This is a genomic window from Aquidulcibacter paucihalophilus, from assembly GCF_002105465.1.
GTDB classification, from domain to species: Bacteria; Pseudomonadota; Alphaproteobacteria; order Caulobacterales; family Aquidulcibacteraceae; genus Aquidulcibacter; species Aquidulcibacter paucihalophilus.
Window position 1 is genome coordinate 40,788 of record NZ_NCSQ01000014.1, and the last position, 15,483, is coordinate 56,270.

Sequence of the window (15,483 nt, forward strand, 5' to 3'; positions counted from 1 at the left end):
GCGGCTGACTATCCCATCTTGGGCGCTGCTCGCAAGGCGCTCGTTAAGATCGCACTCATGGAAGACCGTGCTTGTTCCTTGCTAATGCCGCAGGCTTCAAACTCACCCTCTGCCCAGGCGTCACAGAGGCGCTCAAGCGTAAAAATCAAAGTCAAAGCTTCAAGATTGGAAAGATGTGGAAAGCGGCTCGTTAGAGCGCTCATTTGTTGTTGCCGCGACTGTGCCCGAACGGCGGCAACTTCAGGATCTGTCGACGTAAGCTGCCGCAGCGAGCGGCGAAACAAACGATGCGCGACATGATGGCTTAAAAGCGTGTCGATCATGGCTGTGATGGTATCGGCTTTGGCCAAGCCCTGCGCCTCTGCTTGAGTCCAGTCCAGATAAATGGCCAGAAAAATCGCCTTTTTATCTGGAAAGTGCCGGTAGAAGGTTTGCGGAGCATAGCCCGCCCGCCGCGCAATCGCATTTGTTTGTGTGCCGTCAAACCCGTGATCTTCAAATTCAAGCTGGGCGGCCTTGAGAAGTTCCGCGCGCCCCGACTTTCGATTTTTCATTGGCTTGTCCCGCGAACTTGACATTAAGTGATATTCATATCACTTATTTGAGTATGAACCAATCTCGTCTTCCAGTACACTCGTTTCGCGCCGCTGTGGGTGTTCAAAAGCCCTATGACTTTGTGGAAGCTGCGGGGACACGTGTTGCCGTTTCGCGTCGTGGAGCCGGCACACCCGTCTTGTGTTTACATGCGACAGCCCATGGTGGACGTGACTTTGAGAATTTAGCAGAGGCTTTAGTGCCTCAGGGCTTTGAAGTCGTCTGCGTGGATTGGCCAGGCCACGGGGCCAGTCCCGTGGATGCAAGCCGAGTGCCTGCAAGCGCCAAGCGGTATGCTGCGATTTTGTTGGCACTATTGCCGCTTCTGTTTGGTAAGGCCAAGCCTATCATTATTGGGAATTCTATCGGTGGGGCGGCGGCTTTGATCGCTGGTCACGATCAGCCAGAAGCCATGTCGGCTTTGGTGTTATGCAATCCTGGTGGGCTCGCCCCGCTAGATCTGGTTGCGACCCATGTAATCAAGCTGTTGGTCGCGTTTTTCAAAGCCGGTGCCCGGGGCGCAAGCTGGTTTCCCCAAGCATTTGAACTTTACTATCGGTTGGTTTTGTCGGGCCCGGCAGCGCATGCCCAGCGCGCTCGCATCGTTGCCGCTGGACCTGAGATGGCGCCGATCCTGGCGCAAGCATGGCATAGTTTTGGACTAGTCGATGCAAATTTGGCCGAAAGGGCTCAGGCACTCAACCTGCCCGTCCTATTTGCATGGGCTAAGTCAGACCAAATTGTTGCCTGGTCACGCTCTAAGCGGGCGGCAGAGAAAGTCCCCCATGCACGGGTTGAGTTTTTCAAAGGCAACCATGCGGCTTTCCTTGAAGACCCGCAGGCATTTCAATCCGCTTTTCTTCGCTTTGTTCGCAATCTCGATCTCACTTAAACAATTTCGATGATTGGCGGAACAAATTCGGTCCTGATCCTCAAGTAGGCATCACCAAGATTTGAATAAATTCAAATAAAATATCGATTTTCTCTTTGAAAATGATCTTTGCGTTTGGGCGGCATTAACTACAATTCGATTAAATAGGTTTCAGGGGTAGCTTTGGCCTTGTTTTCATCATGTTGTGTCTAAAATGCTTTTCTTCCGATCTGTCGACGGGTTGAAAAAGGATCGAACGCAGTCAGGCAATATGGCTGTGACCGTTGCCATTGCTGCAATCCCGCTGGCCATGCTTGTCGCGATGGCGAGCTAGTTTGTCGCCCTAGGTCGCGAAAGAGCCCTTATGCAAACCGCTGCCGATGCTGCCGCACTTTCAGGCGCACAAAATCTTACCTTGGTAGGGTCAAGTGCCCGGCAATCCAAAACGGATGTAGAACGCTTTGCCATGGCGCAAGTCGGCGAATTCGCCAATCGTGCGACGGTTTCATTCAACGCAACACAAGGCAGCGATGGCACCTATACGGTTGAAGGGCTTGCGCTGCGACCGTCGTTCTTTGGGGACCTAGTTCCCCCTGGGGGGTTTCGAATTGAAGTGAAAGCAATTGCGGAATCCATGCAGATTCAGCCCCTTTGCGTTATCGGTGATGATGCAACAGTCGGTGGCAAAGGGATAACAGCCGCAAACAACAGCAGCATTCGCGCTCGAAATTGCATTGTCCATTCCAACAGTGACTTTGAGCTCAGAAATACGGCCCCGGTTGAGGCTGGCAGTCCCCGCGCAACAGGGGTGGCGACCGGTTCAGGTTTCACCCCAGCAGCCAATAGTGGGGCTCTGAAGATTAATGACCCTTTCCGAAGTCGCACCATTGCCCCGCCCGCCGATTGCACCACTGTTCCTGACGGCGGGCAGTTTGTGACGTCAGCAGATACGGTTACTTTATCACCCGGCATCCATCGCATTGAATACAACATGACTGGGACGTCTGTTCTCAAACTGCTGCCAGGAGAACATTACTTCTGCAAGGGTTTGAAGCTTCGAGGGCAGAGCCGACTTGAAGGGGAGGATGTCTTGTTGATGTTCACTGGGGGCAATGCGCTGGACGCTAGCCAGAATAGCAGCGTGTCCCTGTCTGGTCGACGTTCTGGCCAGTGGGCTGGTTTTGTAATCGCTTCGACACGCGGCAATTATGCCAATTTCACGATTGCTTCAAGCAATGTCGATAAGCTCTTGGGGACCATATATCTACCCATGACGCGCCTTCAGGTAAGTGCGACAGGTGAGGTGGCCGAGGGGTCGCAATGGAGCGTCATTGTCGCGCGAAACATCAATCTTTGCAACAATACGCGACTGATCATTAACTCAGATTATGAGGGCTCACCCGTCCCTGTGCCGACTGGTGTTGGCAACCAGGCGGGTGGTGCCAATGTGCCACTTCGCCTCCGGCAATAAACACCGAAGCTAGAAGTAGGGGCTTGCCGAAAGCAGCAACATTCTCGAGCATGATCGGCGGAAAAGGAGTGATCATGCCCTTTGTAAACATCAAAGTGACCCCCGACGGACTGACGCCCGAAAAGAAGGCCGCCCTGATTGCCGGGGTGACAGAGCTCTTGCGGGTTGAGCTCAATAAGAACCCCGAAACCACGATTGTCATTATCGACGAAGTTGAAACCGACAATTGGGGAATTGGCGGACGGACCGTGACCGAAAGGCGAGCTAAGACATGAGCGGCGGGGCAGCACCGATCTGGCTGTCGGTTCTGATGCTGCTTGCGGGTTTTGGTATCCCCATTATGGCGGCTCTCAATAGCGGTCTGGGCGTGCGCCTTGGGAGCCCCGTTGCCGCAGCCTTTGTTCTCTTCATCGTCGGCGCCATTGCGACAGGCCTTGTGGTTTTGGCGACCGGCACCACCAATCCGTTTAGACCTGTCGCGCCCCTCAGCTTTTGGCTCGGTGGGCTATTGGTTGCGTTTTACGTCCTATCGGTGACGCTCGCCGCACCCAGCATCGGGGTTGGAAATGCAATCTTTCTGGTTCTGCTCGGTCAATTGGTCAGCGCGACCGCAATTGATCACTTCGCCCTCTTCGGGGCGCAGCGCTATCCGTTGAACCTAACGCGGGCAATAGGCCTTGTTTTGATGGTCGGAGGGGTCTTTCTGGCGCGAAGGACCGGTTAGCCCTCATCCAACCCCAGATCGGTACAGGGGGCGGAATGGGTGAGGGCCCCGACCGAGATATAGTCGACCCCAGTGGCGGCAATTTCGCCCACGGTTGAGAGAGTCACCCCGCCAGAGGCTTCCAGGGTCACAGCCCCAGCCACGCGCACCACAGCGGCCTTTAAGTCCTCCAAACTGAAATTATCCAGCATGATGCAGGTAGGCGCAAAGGGCAGGGCTTCTTCCAATTGCTGCAGGCTGTCGACTTCTACTTCGATGGGCAGCAAATGGCCGCCATAGGCTTTGGCGCGGGTTAAGGCTCGGATGATGCCGCCGGCAGCGCTTACATGATTATCCTTGATCAGAATGGCATCATCCAAGCCAAACCGATGATTAGAGCCGCCGCCTAACCGCACCGCCTTTTTCTGAAGTGCGCGCAGGCCCGGTGTGGTTTTGCGCGTGCAGGTAATTTTGGCATTGGTGCCCTTTACCGCCTCGACAAAGCGGGCTGTTAGGCTTGCAATTCCAGACAAGGGTCCAAGGAAGTTCAGCATCACCCGCTCTGCCATCAACAGGCTTTGGGCTTTGCCGCTTAAAGTGGCGATCACATCACCGGCCGCTAGAACCGCCCCTTCGGGCAGGCGCGGCATGAGGGTCGCACTAGGATCAATCAGGCGCAGCGTAAGAGAGGCCGCATCAAGGCCAGCTAAGATGCCGGCGCTGCGCGCCCGCAATACCCATTGGACTTCTAGGTCGGGGTCAATGGTCGCTAACGTGGTGACATCGCCCGCCCGCCCCAAATCTTCGGCGAGCGCCAAGCGAACAATCGGCTCAAGTACCACATCGGGCAAATAGGTCATCGCATTATGTCCAAGGTGACGAAGCTGCGCTTCGCAGGGGTGAGTTCATGTGGGAAGTCGCTGCGATAATGTCCGCCACGGCTTTCCTGCCGCGCTAAGGCGCCCTCCGCAATCAGGCTGGCGGTGATCAATTCATTGGTAGACCCATGTTGGGCTTTCAGGTCTTGGATCATGTCAATAAGGCTGGTCAGACCTGCCGCATCACGCACAACACCTGCTTTAGCGGTCATCTCACTTCGCAAAAGCTGCCTCGCCTCTTTCGGCAAGGGCAAGATCGAAGGTGCATCACCGCCCGCCTGTCCGCTCAAGGATGTTTCGCGCAAGCGCTCTGCAACCCGATGGGCAAAGACTACCGCTTCAAGAAGTGAGTTAGACGCCAAGCGATTGGCCCCATGCACGCCAGTGGAAGCGCATTCCCCAACAGCAGAAAGCCCGTCTAGCGTGGTTTTGCCCCAAACGTCGGTAACGATGCCCCCCATATGATAATGGGCCGCAGGCGCAACTGGGATCAGATCATTGCGCGGGTCAATGCCAGCCGCCGCACAGGCGGCAAACACCGTTGGGAAGTGCTCGGGGAAGCCTGCCCCAATGGCTGTGCGACAATCCAAATACGCACCTCGACCCGCCTGAATTTCGCTTGCCACCGCGCGCGCAACCTGATCGCGCGGTGCAAGGTCGGCGAGGGGATGATAAGCACTCATGAAAGGCGTGCCGTCTTGGTTCACCAAGTGCGCCCCATCCCCGCGCAAAGCTTCGGTTGCCAGTGGGGCTGGGTCACGCGCTAAATCCATGGCGGTGGGGTGGAATTGGATGAACTCCGCGTCAGCCACCAGGGCGCCAGCACGCGCCGCCATGCCGAGGCCTTGGCCCGCTGCTTCTACAGGATTGGTGGTAACGCGGAACAGGCCGCCTGAGCCACCAGTTGCCAGCACAGTTTCTTCCGCTTCAAGGCGGATCGGCTTACCATTCATCGCCAAAATACCGCCGACGCGCCCAGTTTCAGTTTGCAGAAGAGCGCGCGCAGCAACGCCTTCAACCAAAGTAATGTGGTCGCAAGCCTGCACGGCTTTGATCAGATTAGACATGATTTCGCGGCCGGCTAAATCGCCTGCAACGCGGGCAACGCGCGCGTAGCTGTGTGCCGCTTCCAAGGACAGGGCTAGACTGCCATCTTCTCGGCGATCAAAGGCCACCCCCAATTCCAGCAAATCGCGCACGCGTGCAGGCCCGTCTTTGGCGATCAGCATGGCGATAATCGGGTCGACTAAACCTGCGCCTGCCGCGATGGTGTCCTTCGCATGGCTTTGGGCGCTGTCTTCCGGGGCCAGGGCGGCGGCCAAGCCACCTTGTGCCCAAGCACTCGATGCTGCTTGCCCAAAGGGGGCGGGTGAAACCACCACACAGGGGCGCGGCGCAAGCTTCAGGGCGAGGAACAGGCCAGCCAGACCCGCTCCGATGATCAGGACACTACCGTCCTTCAGGCGTTGTGTGTCCACCTCAGATCAATTCCAAAGAGTCAGGTACTTGTCGCGTGGGATCAAACTTACCTGCTGGAGCGGGGGGAATGGCCAACATGGCATCAACGGCCTGCTTGGCACGCGCGGCGATGTCGGGATCGACCACCACTTCGTACCGCATCTCTTTCAGCGCGTCATAAATGGCTTCCAGCGTGATCACCTTCATATGCGGGCATAGATTGCAGGGTTTGACGAATTCCACATCCGGATTGGCCACAGCGACATTGTCGCTCATGGAGCATTCGGTGATTAAGACTACTTTCTGGGGCTTATAATCCTGAACATAGTCGCTCATTGCCCCTGTCGAACCAATGAAGTCCGAGGCGGCCACCACTTCAGGCGGGCACTCGGGGTGGGCCAAAATGATGGCACCGGGGTGAGAAGCACGAATCTCGGCAATATCATCGGCGGTAAAACGCTCATGCACCTCGCATTTGCCCTTCCATGAGATGATTTTGATACCCGTTTGCGCAGCAACATTTTTGGCCAAATATTCGTCTGGCAGCATAATGACCTGATCGACGCCCCAGTCTTTCGCGATTGCTTCCACAACTTGGATGGCATTGGATGAGGTACAGCAAATATCGCTCTCGGCTTTTACTTCCGCGGTCGTGTTGACATAGGTGACTACCGGGAGGCCGGGATAGCGGGATTTTATCAGCCGTACGTCTTCGCCGGTGATCGAAGCGGCTAGCGAGCAACCAGCTTTCATCGACGGGATCAGCACCGTCTTCTCAGGCGAGAGGATTTTTGAGGTTTCGGCCATGAAATGGACGCCACCCTGCACAATTACTTTGGCTGCAACTTTAGCGGCTTCGCGGGCAAGACCAAGGCTATCGCCCCTAAAGTCGCCAACGCAATTAAAAATCTCTGCCGTCATATAATTATGTGCAAGAATAACGGCATCGCGCTCTTTCTTCAGACGGTTAATCGCCGCGATCAAGGGCGCATAGGCTGGCCATTCTAGGGGAGTGATGACATGGCGCACGATGTCGTAAAGGTGGTCTGTTTCTGCCTTGACAGCCGCGTCATAGACCAAACCTCGCGCTGCAGCCGGGGAAAGCTGGTTAGCTGCACCGGTTGCCTTGCTGTTGTGAGCCGGTTTCGCACGTAAATTCAGAACGGCCATTCTCAATCTCCTGATCACTAATACTCAATCTGAGCATTAGTGTCTTACGCCTAGAGCGACAGCCCCATTTGGCTTAGGCACTTATACTTAGTGTGAGCATAAGGGTCTGTCAAACACTATTCATGTTCCCGCTTCGCAGGGGCCTTGGATGAAGTGCTTTAGCGCTTGGCGAGCGGTAAACTAAGACCCGTGGCCCCGGCTTGCCGGCTTACGGCACTGCGCGTGAACAGCATGGCCGGGCGACCACCCGTTTCAGCGTGCATCGCCCCTGTCGATTCCACAAGACCTGAGCGTTCCAGTGTGCGGCGGAAGTTTTGCTTGTGTAGCTTAACGCCGCACAAAGCCTCAACCAAGTCTTGGAGCTCACTCAATGTAAAGCGGGCAGGGGCGAGATCGAATACAATCGGACGATAGCGGATTTTCGCGCGCAATCGGCCCATGGCGGTGGCCAAAATACGGCGATGATCAGAGACTAAAGGCTCGCCCACATACGTGCGCTCGGCTGGTGGCGCAGCCAGTACTTGGCCCTTGGCCCGATCACGCTGGGCCTCATGAACCAAGCCCGCTTCATAGAGAAGTTCAAATCGATCCAAAACTTGAGATTCCTGCCAAGATTGGCTGTGCAGGCCGAATGCCATGGCAACTCGGCTTTGTCGCTCTGTCGTGGTCGCCCAAGCTTTCAGGTCAGGCAGAAGAAGTTCGAGGGCGCGTATTCCCGCCTCGCTCCGCCGATCCTCCCACGGGAAAAATCGGTACCAGTCGGCCCACACGCCGGCGCGCCGCTGGCCTTCATCAATGCTGCCCGCCAAGGCAATATAGCCCACGGACACCACACGATCAGCGTCAGAAGATTGACCCATATCGGCCAAGGGCGCTTCTCTGCCTTTGTCGCCAAAGGTGTAAAGCTGCTCGACATAGCCGAGCGCAAAGCCTGTCTGTGATGTTACAAAGTCCCGTACCGCCAATTCGAAGGTGCGGTGTCCAATAGGATCAAAACTTCCGAAGGGTAGGCCGATGGCACCAGGAGCGCCGCTCAAAAGAACTTCAGGGCCTTTGCCGCTTGCTGCCACGACGACGGCGGATAGGCCGATAATGACGCGTTGCGTGGCACTCATGCTAGGGCTCCCACCGGGCTGGTAAGTCGAAGGCTACACCTTCCCAGCAATCTTCGCCACGGCCGATTGCGTCAACGGCATCAACCATCGCCCCGCCGCGCCCTAAAACATCATCGGCATAACGCGTCAAAAGACGATTGGGGGTCGCAGTGGGGGAGGCCTCGCGGATATAGTGCGCAATTCTCAGCGGGGGAACCTCTGGGTTCAAAGCGCAGACACCGATAAAGGCAGAAGCGGTGGAGCGTGAGACACCGGCCCAGCAATGTATCACCAATGGCGCGGCCTGATCCCATGCCTGCACATGGTCCAAAATAGCCGCAACATGGGCTTCGGCAGGCGTAATCAAGCCTTCCTGCACATAGGTAACGTCATTGAGACCTAGCCGCAGATGCGTGTCAGGTGACAGGCCCTCCGGTGTTTCAATCATGCTCGACGGGTCTAAGAGCGTGATCATGCCCCAAGGCCGTAACCGCGTGACGGTGGATGGGACCAGGGCGAGGGAACAGACTGAGATAAAGGGCATTACATAGCCTTCTTGTGCCGTTGGCGCAGAGTTTGCGCATCAATCTGGCTGATCAATGCCTGATGACGAGCGACATAGGCGGTTTGGGCCTGTCGGGCAGGCCAAGGATCGATGGTAATGGCAAGGCCAGCGGGAGGCGCGCCAAAAAAGCCGACCGATTCCTCATGGCCAAATCCCGCAACTTGGGTTGCCTCAAAAAAGGCACAGGCGAGGTCTGCCCGCTTGATCAGCTTCTTTAAAGTCGCAGGTGTTTTTGGCGGTAGACCAAACCGGATATGGACCGCACGCTCTAACCTGTCTTCAAACGCACGATAATCGACACCCAAAGCATTTTTAAAGGGGCTAATCATGTCGCCAACGACATATTCCGGCGCATCGTGCAACAACGCCATCAGGCGATCCTGGGGTGTCAGGCTAGGCTCAATGAATGCGGCAATTTCTTCCACAATCAGGCTGTGCTGCGCTACCGAAAATGCATGGTCGCCCGTGGTCTGGCCGTTCCAGCGCGCAACACGGGCTAGCCCATGGGCGATGTCCTCAATTTCAATGTCTAACGGCGAGGGATCGAGCAGGTCCAAGCGGCGACCCGACAACATGCGCTGCCATGCGCGGGGTGGGGCGGACTTAACGCTTTTGCGCGGGGAGGCGGGAGCTTGTGTGGCCATTTGTCTCATGCGGTTGATTGTCACTTGTGCACGCCTGTGGCGCGCCCCCATGTCTTAAGCGTGGAAACACACTCATGCCGAGAATGACACCGAAATACCAGTGGACTTCTCAGCAACTAGACGGGGCGACGTAGGATGGGATCGAAATCAAACCCAACCCACACCGCACATAGCTCTAAAGGTGGAGGAAGCAACATGACTCAAGCTGAAATTCTAGTACCGCTTCGTGGCGATGCGTCCGATGTAGACCTGTTGCAGCAAGGCTTGGCCTTAGCTGATGTGGTAGATGCCAATGTAGCAAGTGTCTTCGCTCACCTTGACCCAATAGAACTCATGGCTTGGTCTGCCGATGGGGCCTTTGCGACAACCTCAGCAAGTCTCATTCAATCGGCCCGCGACGGCAATGATCAAGCGTGGGCCGACGTGAAATCCCGGGTTGATGCCTTGGCCTCAGCGCATCCCGGCCTAACCGTGGAGCGGCTTATTGGGTTGCAAGATCGGCTGCTCGCGCGCCGAGCAGCGCTCAGCGATGTCGTCCTATTTGCCTGTGAGACTGTTCGCGGGAAAACAACAATTTCGCCTGTCTTCGAAGCCTTAATGATGGATGCCCATGCCCCAATTTTTATCCCCCGCAGCGCCATGAGCCAGCTGACTGGGACAGCTCTCATCGCTTGGGACGGTAGCGTTGAGGCAGGCCGCGCCGCAAAGGCTGCTTTACCCCTTCTCCGCAAAGCTGGAAAAGTTATCATTATCCAGTCGGTTGGAGCACTAGACGATGAAGGCAAGCACTTAAGCGATCCTGCACGTTTGCAAGATTGGCTCAGCCGTCAAGGAATCAAGGCCCAAGTCGACCTGCTCGATGCCTCTAAAGATGCGGCAAGTGAAATCCTAAAGGCCTGCACGACGCACAGCGCCGGGCTTTTGGTTGCAGGGGCCTATGGGCATAGCCGCGCGCGCGAATTTGTGTTTGGCGGCGTCACGCGGACACTTTTGAAAACACCGACCACCCCATCTTTGCTGCTCTGCCACTAGGGCTCTTCATCCAGAATTGGAAAGGTCAAGCCATGTCTGAACTCACGCGCATTATTCTTCGTCTCGCCCGCAATCCTGCAGCTGGCTATCCAGAAGGGGATAGTCGCCAAGGCTATGTGTTGGTCGCACCACTTCGCTCAGATGGTCATCTGGACCTGGAGGCTTGGAAAGCCCATCGTGCCAAATGTACGGTTCGGCGTTTCTCTCCTGATCCAGCAGAATTTGCAGATGGGTGGCTAAGCCATAACGGTGGGCGGTGGCGCGTTCATTATGACGAGGACGGCGAAGGGCCAGACGAGGCTTTGGACCATCTGGCCGATCACCGACTGTTCATCGGCGATTATGTCACCATCACCCGGCGCGGCCAATCACTGGTCTATCAAGTTGCCGAAGAGATGGATGATTGAGCTAGGGATAGTCTTTCCCGCCGCGCCTACTGGTCAGGGCAGAGAAAGCCTGCTTAAGTTTAGGAATGCCTGACTCGCTCGATTTCGACTCGCTCCGCCCCAAATCGCCGTTCATGGGCGACAGCCATGGTTTGTGGCGTGCACAATTGCGTCGGTTCATTGACCGCGAAATCATGCCCTATGTCGACCAATGGGATGAAGCAGGTGCCATCCCGCGCGATTTGTTTCTGCGGGCAGGGGCCTTTGGCTTGCTGGGTGCCGGATATCCGGTTGAATATGGTGGCACGGGCCGTGGTCCCGATTATGACTCGCACCATGGCATTGTTACGAGCGAAGAGTTGGGCCGGATTGGCGCGGGTGGTATCACCGCAGCGCTGATGATCCACGGGATTGGTTTGCCACCGGTTTTGGCTTTGGGTGATGCGGCAATGAAGGCTAGGATTGCCCCTGAAGTTTTGGCCGGTAGGCAGCAAATCAGTCTTGCGATCACAGAGCCCGACGCAGGATCTGACGTTGCCAATTTGCAGACCCGAGCCGTCCGAGACGGCGATATCTACCGGGTGAATGGCTCAAAACTCTATATCACCGGTGGCTGTACGTCACATTGGTTGACCACGGCGGTGCGAACAGGCGGGCCGGGGGCCGGCGGGATCAGCTTGTTGCTAATTGATGGAAATGCCAAAGGCGTTACCCGCAACCTATTGAAAAAGCAGGGCTGGTGGGCATCTGATACAGCTGAAATCTTCTTCGATGATGTAGAAGTACCGGCCGAAAACCTCATTGGTGCTGAGAATGGTGGTTTTTACGGCATTATGGCTAATTTTAACGGTGAGAGGTTAGGCATGGCCGCCGGCGCGCTCAGCGCTGCACGGGCCTGTGTGGAAGATGCCGTTGTCTGGGCTCGTCAGCGTCAGACCTTTGGCAAGCGCTTAGCAGACCATCAAGTGGTACGGCACAAGGTGGCGCAAATGGTGCAAAAGATCGCCACCTCGACCGCCTGGTTGGATCAATGTGCGTGGCGGGTCAGCCAAGGCGAAACGCCGGTCGCTGACCTGTGTTTGCTAAAGGTGCAAGCAACCGAGACACTCGAGTTCTGTGCCCGTGAAGCCAGCCAAATCTTTGGCGGCGCTAGCTATATGCGCGGATCGCGCATTGAACGTGTTTATCGTGAAGTTCGGGTCAATGCGATTGGCGGGGGATCTGAAGAAATTATGCGCGATCTGGCTGCTCGACAGCTTGGCTTGTAACCCGATCTAACGGGTCAGCGTTGTGTCCTCTATGATCCCAGCCGACTATTTGATTTTTTTAGGTGCTTTTATAGCCCCCTTTGTTCAAGAAGATGCGGCAGTCTTGGCTGCCGTTACCGCATTCGCCCACCCCGCTATGGACCAGATGGCTGATGGGCGTCTGATCGTGGCGGCGATGTTACTTGGCCTAATCCTCAGCGAATTGTGGAAATATTGGCTTGGCTGGGCCGGAAAAACCCAAAAATGGGCGCATCGTTTTTCTGAAAAGCCCGGTGTGGCCCAAGTTCGGGCTAAGATCGTCGCGAATCCCGGAAAGACTCTCATGATCGCCCGCTTCGTGCCGGGAACACGCATTCCTGCCTATATCGCTGCTGGATTTTTTGGTGTCCCTTTTGGATTGTTTGCCCGCTGGATAGTGGTGTCGGCCTTGGCTTACACCTTTGTTGCGTGGGTCTTGATCGCCACTGTCGGCACAGTTGCGGGCGAAAAAGGACAACTTTATCTCGCGATTGGACTCATCTCTGCGATTTTGGTGTTTGTCACTGTCAAAATGGTCAAGGCTAAGCTCAAGCAATCAACCCACGCGGACCTGTGATCGGTGAACCGAGAAAGACTTCAAAGGCCTGACGAATATCTCTTGGGCCGTCGGTAAGACCAGACAAAAGGATCGTGAGGTGGCTTTCGCCGACTTTACGCCAGTTTCTGGCTTGCAAGCGTCGCCAAGGTGGGTTCGTATCTGGGCGCACAATCGCGAGATTAAATGTTGCGATCAGCTCGATTTCTAGCAAGGCTATCACACGCGCATTCGGGTTCGGATTGATCTGCCGCTCATGATAGGTAACCGTCCCAATCGCTTCCCAAGGGATCAGGCCGAGACCATCAAGGCGAAAGCCATCGGCCGTCAAGTTGACTGCTGATTTGCGCGGCCATAGGGCAGGGGCGAAATGAAAGACCAATGCTGCCATACAAAGCAGCGGAACCAGCGGGACGGTCCGAAGCAAGGCGAGGCTTGCAAATCCAGCTAAGCCGAACAAGCCAATACCAGCAAGCACAAAGGCGCGGGCAGGCCGAGAGTCAAAATCACTGATGAACACGCGCCCTAAAAGCTCTGGTCGATCAGAGGGGCCCATCGGCACTAACCACCTTTTTGGCCACGATGTCGCAGCATATGGTCGGCCAAGACGCATGCCACCATCGCTTCTCCAACCGGTGCCGCCCTTATTCCCACACAGGGGTCGTGCCGACCGATGGTTCGAAGTGAGACTTCGTCAAGGTCGCGGTTTAAGCTATTGACTTCGTTTAGGATAGAAGAGGTTGGCTTGATGGCGAAACGGGCAATGATGTCTTGCCCAGTGCTGATGCCACCCAAGATGCCACCATTATTATTGGACGAAAACACCACCTCGCCAGTGGGCCCACGGCGCATTTCGTCGGCATTAGTCTCACCACTCAACAGTGCCGCTGCAAAGCCTGCACCGATCTCAACACCTTTTACCGCATTAATGGACATAAGTGCTGAAGCCAGATCACTGTCGAGTTTGCCATAAATCGGCGCGCCCCACCCCGCCGGCACACCCGAAGCGACAACTTCAAGCACAGCCCCAGTCGAAGATCCTGCTTTGCGAACTTCATCCAGATAGGCCTCCCACACAGGCACGATGGCGGCATCGGGGGCAAAGAAGGGGTTTTCGCGCGTTTGCGACCAGTCCCAATTGGCGCGATTAATCTTGTGAGGGCCGATCTGGATCAATGCGCACTGGATCGTGATATCTGGCCCCAAGACTTTTCTGGCGACCGCGCCTGCCGCGACTCGGGCCGCAGTTTCACGCGCACTTGACCGGCCACCACCGCGATAATCGCGCACACCATATTTGACGTCATAGGTGTAATCTGCATGCCCAGGTCGCCACTTGTCACGGATTTCGGAATAGTCCTTGCTGCGCTGGTCGGTATTCTCAATCATCAGGCTAATGGGTGCGCCGGTCGTGATTGGGCCACCTGTTCGATCATCTTCAAAAACGCCGGATAGAATGCGCACTTCATCGGCTTCGCGGCGTTGCGTGACAAAGCGGCTGGTCCCGGGTTTACGACGATCAAGATCGGCTTGAATATCGGCTGGTGTTAACGCGAGGCCTGCCGGACAACCATCAATCACACAGCCCAACGCTGGCCCATGGCTCTCGCCCCAAGTCGTGACACGGAAAAGATGGCCGAAGCTATTGTGTGACATGGCCATCTTCCTAAACACAAAGGCCTGATTTTGAAAGGGACACCTTCCATTACCTCTGTTGGTCGCTCCTTTCGATCAACAAAGTCAATCTTGCTCGTTTTTCTGAAGCGCTCACGCCGCCAATCTTGTCCACAGTGAATACCAACGAAACGTCACTTTGATTGCTATCCTTGAAGGTCAGTAGAATTGTTCTGACATGGTTGCGGTCGCGTCGGCTCACTTCCTTTAAGCTCGGGAATGTTTGCAACAGCTTTGCCAAAGAAGCATTCAGTGCACCCTCTGCATCCAGCCACGCCGCGCCAATGTAGCAGTTGGACGTGCTGGTTGAGGACAAGCTGACGATGTCGTTGATCGGTGTCATGCCATAGCGGCGATAGGTTTGACCAAGAGTCGTTCTTTGTTCGAGTAAGGTCCAGTCGCGCAATTCTTCGGAGGGCAGGCTATCTAGTGTGATTGCTTGGTGCATCGCCTTGGCGCACTGAAGCGCTCCGTCCGCAAAGGCGGCTGTTGCGGCTTCCAAATAATTGGCAGGATAACGCTTCACATCAGCGCCAAGCAACGGAAATCGAAAGATTCGAGAGCCCATACCGGGCTCACCTCCCATCAAGAAAACATGGACGATGCTTCCATCACTTTCGACATGTTCATAGCGTTCGATAAAGTCTTCTGGCGTTGTTTCCTGTTGAATTTTTGTCCATTGACTAGACTGCGCCTTTAGCTCCTTTTCGACCAAAGCGTAGGTCGGCAGAACGCGCGGGCCGTAAGCCATGATTCGACAGTTTTTGGCGGTATCAACGAGGATAACCGCAATCCCCTTGGCTGGGCCAACGTCATAGAGTTTCTCGCCCTTGCCGGCTGTCAGCAGGGCGGGTCTATTGGGGTCTGCAGGCGTAATGGTTCCTTGTTCAAGTGCATCCGATGTTTCAAGCGCTACATCGCGGCCTACAGCTTTAGAACAGGCAATGACGGCATTGGCAAAAGCGGTTTGAACGTCGACGGGTCTAACACCCTGAGCCTGGCTCGGATTGGAACTCAAAAAGAAAAGAATGGCTGCTAATTTATATAAATTCATATGCTTAATTAGGTTCTGTTGACAAACTGGATTCCCAAATCATTTGA

18 protein-coding genes are annotated in these 15,483 nt (G+C 55.6%); 8 read left to right on the forward strand and 10 right to left on the reverse strand.

Going from position 1 to position 15,483, the window contains the following annotated elements; all coding sequences use genetic code 11:
* Nucleotides 1-8 precede the first annotated feature (8 nt).
* Nucleotides 9-554: a TetR/AcrR family transcriptional regulator gene (locus B7364_RS00950; RefSeq protein WP_157893400.1), complete on the reverse strand. Its 546-nt coding sequence runs from the start codon at nt 552-554 to the stop codon at nt 9-11.
* A 53-nt stretch (nt 555-607) separates the two neighbouring features.
* On the opposite strand from B7364_RS00950, the gene B7364_RS00955 reads away from it, so the two are divergent.
* The 4 genes from B7364_RS00955 (at nt 608) to B7364_RS00970 (ending at nt 3,660) form a co-directional block, all read left to right on the forward strand.
* On the forward strand, nt 608-1,486 hold the full coding sequence (locus B7364_RS00955; RefSeq protein ID WP_085338070.1) for an alpha/beta fold hydrolase: 879 nt from the start codon (nt 608-610) through the stop codon (nt 1,484-1,486).
* A gap of 343 nt (nt 1,487-1,829) precedes the next feature.
* Nucleotides 1,830-2,936, forward strand: a complete 1,107-nt coding sequence (locus B7364_RS00960; RefSeq protein WP_085338071.1) for a hypothetical protein — start codon at nt 1,830-1,832, stop codon at nt 2,934-2,936.
* 74 nt (nt 2,937-3,010) lie between these two features.
* On the forward strand, nt 3,011-3,211 hold the full coding sequence (locus B7364_RS00965; protein ID WP_085338087.1) for a tautomerase family protein: 201 nt from the start codon (nt 3,011-3,013) through the stop codon (nt 3,209-3,211).
* Complete coding sequence (locus B7364_RS00970) at nt 3,208-3,660, forward strand: DMT family transporter (protein ID WP_085338072.1); 453 nt, start codon at nt 3,208-3,210, stop codon at nt 3,658-3,660. The genes B7364_RS00965 and B7364_RS00970 overlap by 4 nt, the downstream gene beginning before the upstream one ends.
* Here the strand turns inward: B7364_RS00970 and nadC are convergent.
* The 6 genes from nadC to B7364_RS01000 form a co-directional block, all read right to left on the reverse strand.
* Entirely contained in the window at nt 3,657-4,499 is an 843-nt protein-coding gene (gene nadC / locus B7364_RS00975; RefSeq protein ID WP_085338073.1) for a carboxylating nicotinate-nucleotide diphosphorylase, read from the reverse strand. The two genes, B7364_RS00970 and nadC, sit on opposite strands and share 4 nt — an antisense overlap.
* The gene (locus tag B7364_RS00980; RefSeq protein ID WP_085338074.1) at nt 4,496-5,995 is read right to left on the reverse strand and encodes an L-aspartate oxidase; all 1,500 of its coding nucleotides are present in this window, start codon (nt 5,993-5,995) and stop codon (nt 4,496-4,498) included. Before B7364_RS00980 ends, nadC begins: the two co-directional genes overlap by 4 nt.
* Nucleotide 5,996: 1 nt before the next feature.
* Nucleotides 5,997-7,145: a quinolinate synthase NadA gene (gene nadA, locus B7364_RS00985; RefSeq protein ID WP_085338075.1), complete on the reverse strand. Its 1,149-nt coding sequence runs from the start codon at nt 7,143-7,145 to the stop codon at nt 5,997-5,999.
* A 158-nt stretch (nt 7,146-7,303) separates the two neighbouring features.
* On the reverse strand, nt 7,304-8,260 hold the full coding sequence (locus tag B7364_RS00990) for an NUDIX hydrolase (protein ID WP_085338076.1): 957 nt from the start codon (nt 8,258-8,260) through the stop codon (nt 7,304-7,306).
* A 1-nt stretch (nt 8,261) separates the two neighbouring features.
* The gene (locus B7364_RS00995; RefSeq protein ID WP_085338077.1) at nt 8,262-8,783 is read right to left on the reverse strand and encodes a tyrosine phosphatase family protein; all 522 of its coding nucleotides are present in this window, start codon (nt 8,781-8,783) and stop codon (nt 8,262-8,264) included.
* Nucleotides 8,783-9,379 (reverse strand): HD domain-containing protein, encoded by a 597-nt coding sequence (locus B7364_RS01000; RefSeq protein WP_085338088.1) that lies wholly within the window; start codon nt 9,377-9,379, stop codon nt 8,783-8,785. The genes B7364_RS00995 and B7364_RS01000 overlap by 1 nt, the downstream gene beginning before the upstream one ends.
* Before the next feature lie 264 nt (nt 9,380-9,643).
* Between B7364_RS01000 and B7364_RS01005 the strand changes: the two genes are divergently transcribed.
* The 4 genes from B7364_RS01005 (at nt 9,644) to B7364_RS01020 (ending at nt 12,729) form a co-directional block, all read left to right on the forward strand.
* Nucleotides 9,644-10,480, forward strand: a complete 837-nt coding sequence (locus tag B7364_RS01005; protein ID WP_157893401.1) for a universal stress protein — start codon at nt 9,644-9,646, stop codon at nt 10,478-10,480.
* A 32-nt stretch (nt 10,481-10,512) separates the two neighbouring features.
* Nucleotides 10,513-10,887, forward strand: coding sequence for a hypothetical protein (locus B7364_RS01010; RefSeq protein ID WP_085338079.1), 375 nt, complete (start codon nt 10,513-10,515; stop codon nt 10,885-10,887).
* A 65-nt stretch (nt 10,888-10,952) separates the two neighbouring features.
* On the forward strand, nt 10,953-12,134 hold the full coding sequence (locus tag B7364_RS01015; protein ID WP_085338080.1) for an acyl-CoA dehydrogenase family protein: 1,182 nt from the start codon (nt 10,953-10,955) through the stop codon (nt 12,132-12,134).
* A 31-nt stretch (nt 12,135-12,165) separates the two neighbouring features.
* Nucleotides 12,166-12,729: a DedA family protein gene (locus B7364_RS01020; RefSeq protein WP_085338081.1), complete on the forward strand. Its 564-nt coding sequence runs from the start codon at nt 12,166-12,168 to the stop codon at nt 12,727-12,729.
* On the opposite strand, the gene B7364_RS01025 is transcribed toward B7364_RS01020, so the two are convergent.
* Genes B7364_RS01025 through B7364_RS01035 form a run of 3 tightly spaced genes read right to left on the reverse strand, consistent with a single transcriptional unit; the run spans nt 12,701 to nt 15,436 of the window.
* Nucleotides 12,701-13,264 (reverse strand): hypothetical protein, encoded by a 564-nt coding sequence (locus tag B7364_RS01025; protein ID WP_085338082.1) that lies wholly within the window; start codon nt 13,262-13,264, stop codon nt 12,701-12,703. The genes B7364_RS01020 and B7364_RS01025 overlap by 29 nt on opposite strands.
* A gap of 5 nt (nt 13,265-13,269) precedes the next feature.
* Nucleotides 13,270-14,364, reverse strand: coding sequence for a chorismate synthase (aroC, locus tag B7364_RS01030; RefSeq protein ID WP_085338089.1), 1,095 nt, complete (start codon nt 14,362-14,364; stop codon nt 13,270-13,272).
* 49 nt (nt 14,365-14,413) lie between these two features.
* The gene (locus tag B7364_RS01035; protein ID WP_085338083.1) at nt 14,414-15,436 is read right to left on the reverse strand and encodes a hypothetical protein; all 1,023 of its coding nucleotides are present in this window, start codon (nt 15,434-15,436) and stop codon (nt 14,414-14,416) included.
* Between the last annotated feature and the right edge of the window lie 47 nt (nt 15,437-15,483).

What these genes read in the sequence shown, in the direction of transcription:
- B7364_RS00950 (WP_157893400.1), bottom strand. Translation starts at nt 554, where the DNA reads ATGAAAAATCGAAAGTCGGGGCGCGCGGAACTTCTCAAGGCCGCCCAG.
- B7364_RS00955 (WP_085338070.1), top strand. Translation starts at nt 608, where the DNA reads ATGAACCAATCTCGTCTTCCAGTACACTCGTTTCGCGCCGCTGTGGGT.
- B7364_RS00960 (WP_085338071.1), top strand. Translation starts at nt 1,830, where the DNA reads ATGCAAACCGCTGCCGATGCTGCCGCACTTTCAGGCGCACAAAATCTT.
- B7364_RS00965 (WP_085338087.1), top strand. Translation starts at nt 3,011, where the DNA reads ATGCCCTTTGTAAACATCAAAGTGACCCCCGACGGACTGACGCCCGAA.
- B7364_RS00970 (WP_085338072.1), top strand. Translation starts at nt 3,208, where the DNA reads ATGAGCGGCGGGGCAGCACCGATCTGGCTGTCGGTTCTGATGCTGCTT.
- nadC (WP_085338073.1), bottom strand. Translation starts at nt 4,499, where the DNA reads ATGACCTATTTGCCCGATGTGGTACTTGAGCCGATTGTTCGCTTGGCG.
- nadA (WP_085338075.1), bottom strand. Translation starts at nt 7,145, where the DNA reads ATGGCCGTTCTGAATTTACGTGCGAAACCGGCTCACAACAGCAAGGCA.
- B7364_RS00990 (WP_085338076.1), bottom strand. Translation starts at nt 8,260, where the DNA reads ATGAGTGCCACGCAACGCGTCATTATCGGCCTATCCGCCGTCGTCGTG.
- B7364_RS00995 (WP_085338077.1), bottom strand. Translation starts at nt 8,783, where the DNA reads ATGCCCTTTATCTCAGTCTGTTCCCTCGCCCTGGTCCCATCCACCGTC.
- B7364_RS01000 (WP_085338088.1), bottom strand. Translation starts at nt 9,379, where the DNA reads ATGTTGTCGGGTCGCCGCTTGGACCTGCTCGATCCCTCGCCGTTAGAC.
- B7364_RS01005 (WP_157893401.1), top strand. Translation starts at nt 9,644, where the DNA reads ATGACTCAAGCTGAAATTCTAGTACCGCTTCGTGGCGATGCGTCCGAT.
- B7364_RS01010 (WP_085338079.1), top strand. Translation starts at nt 10,513, where the DNA reads ATGTCTGAACTCACGCGCATTATTCTTCGTCTCGCCCGCAATCCTGCA.
- B7364_RS01015 (WP_085338080.1), top strand. Translation starts at nt 10,953, where the DNA reads ATGCCTGACTCGCTCGATTTCGACTCGCTCCGCCCCAAATCGCCGTTC.
- B7364_RS01020 (WP_085338081.1), top strand. Translation starts at nt 12,166, where the DNA reads ATGATCCCAGCCGACTATTTGATTTTTTTAGGTGCTTTTATAGCCCCC.
- B7364_RS01025 (WP_085338082.1), bottom strand. Translation starts at nt 13,264, where the DNA reads ATGGGCCCCTCTGATCGACCAGAGCTTTTAGGGCGCGTGTTCATCAGT.
- aroC (WP_085338089.1), bottom strand. Translation starts at nt 14,364, where the DNA reads ATGTCACACAATAGCTTCGGCCATCTTTTCCGTGTCACGACTTGGGGC.
- B7364_RS01035 (WP_085338083.1), bottom strand. Translation starts at nt 15,436, where the DNA reads ATGAATTTATATAAATTAGCAGCCATTCTTTTCTTTTTGAGTTCCAAT.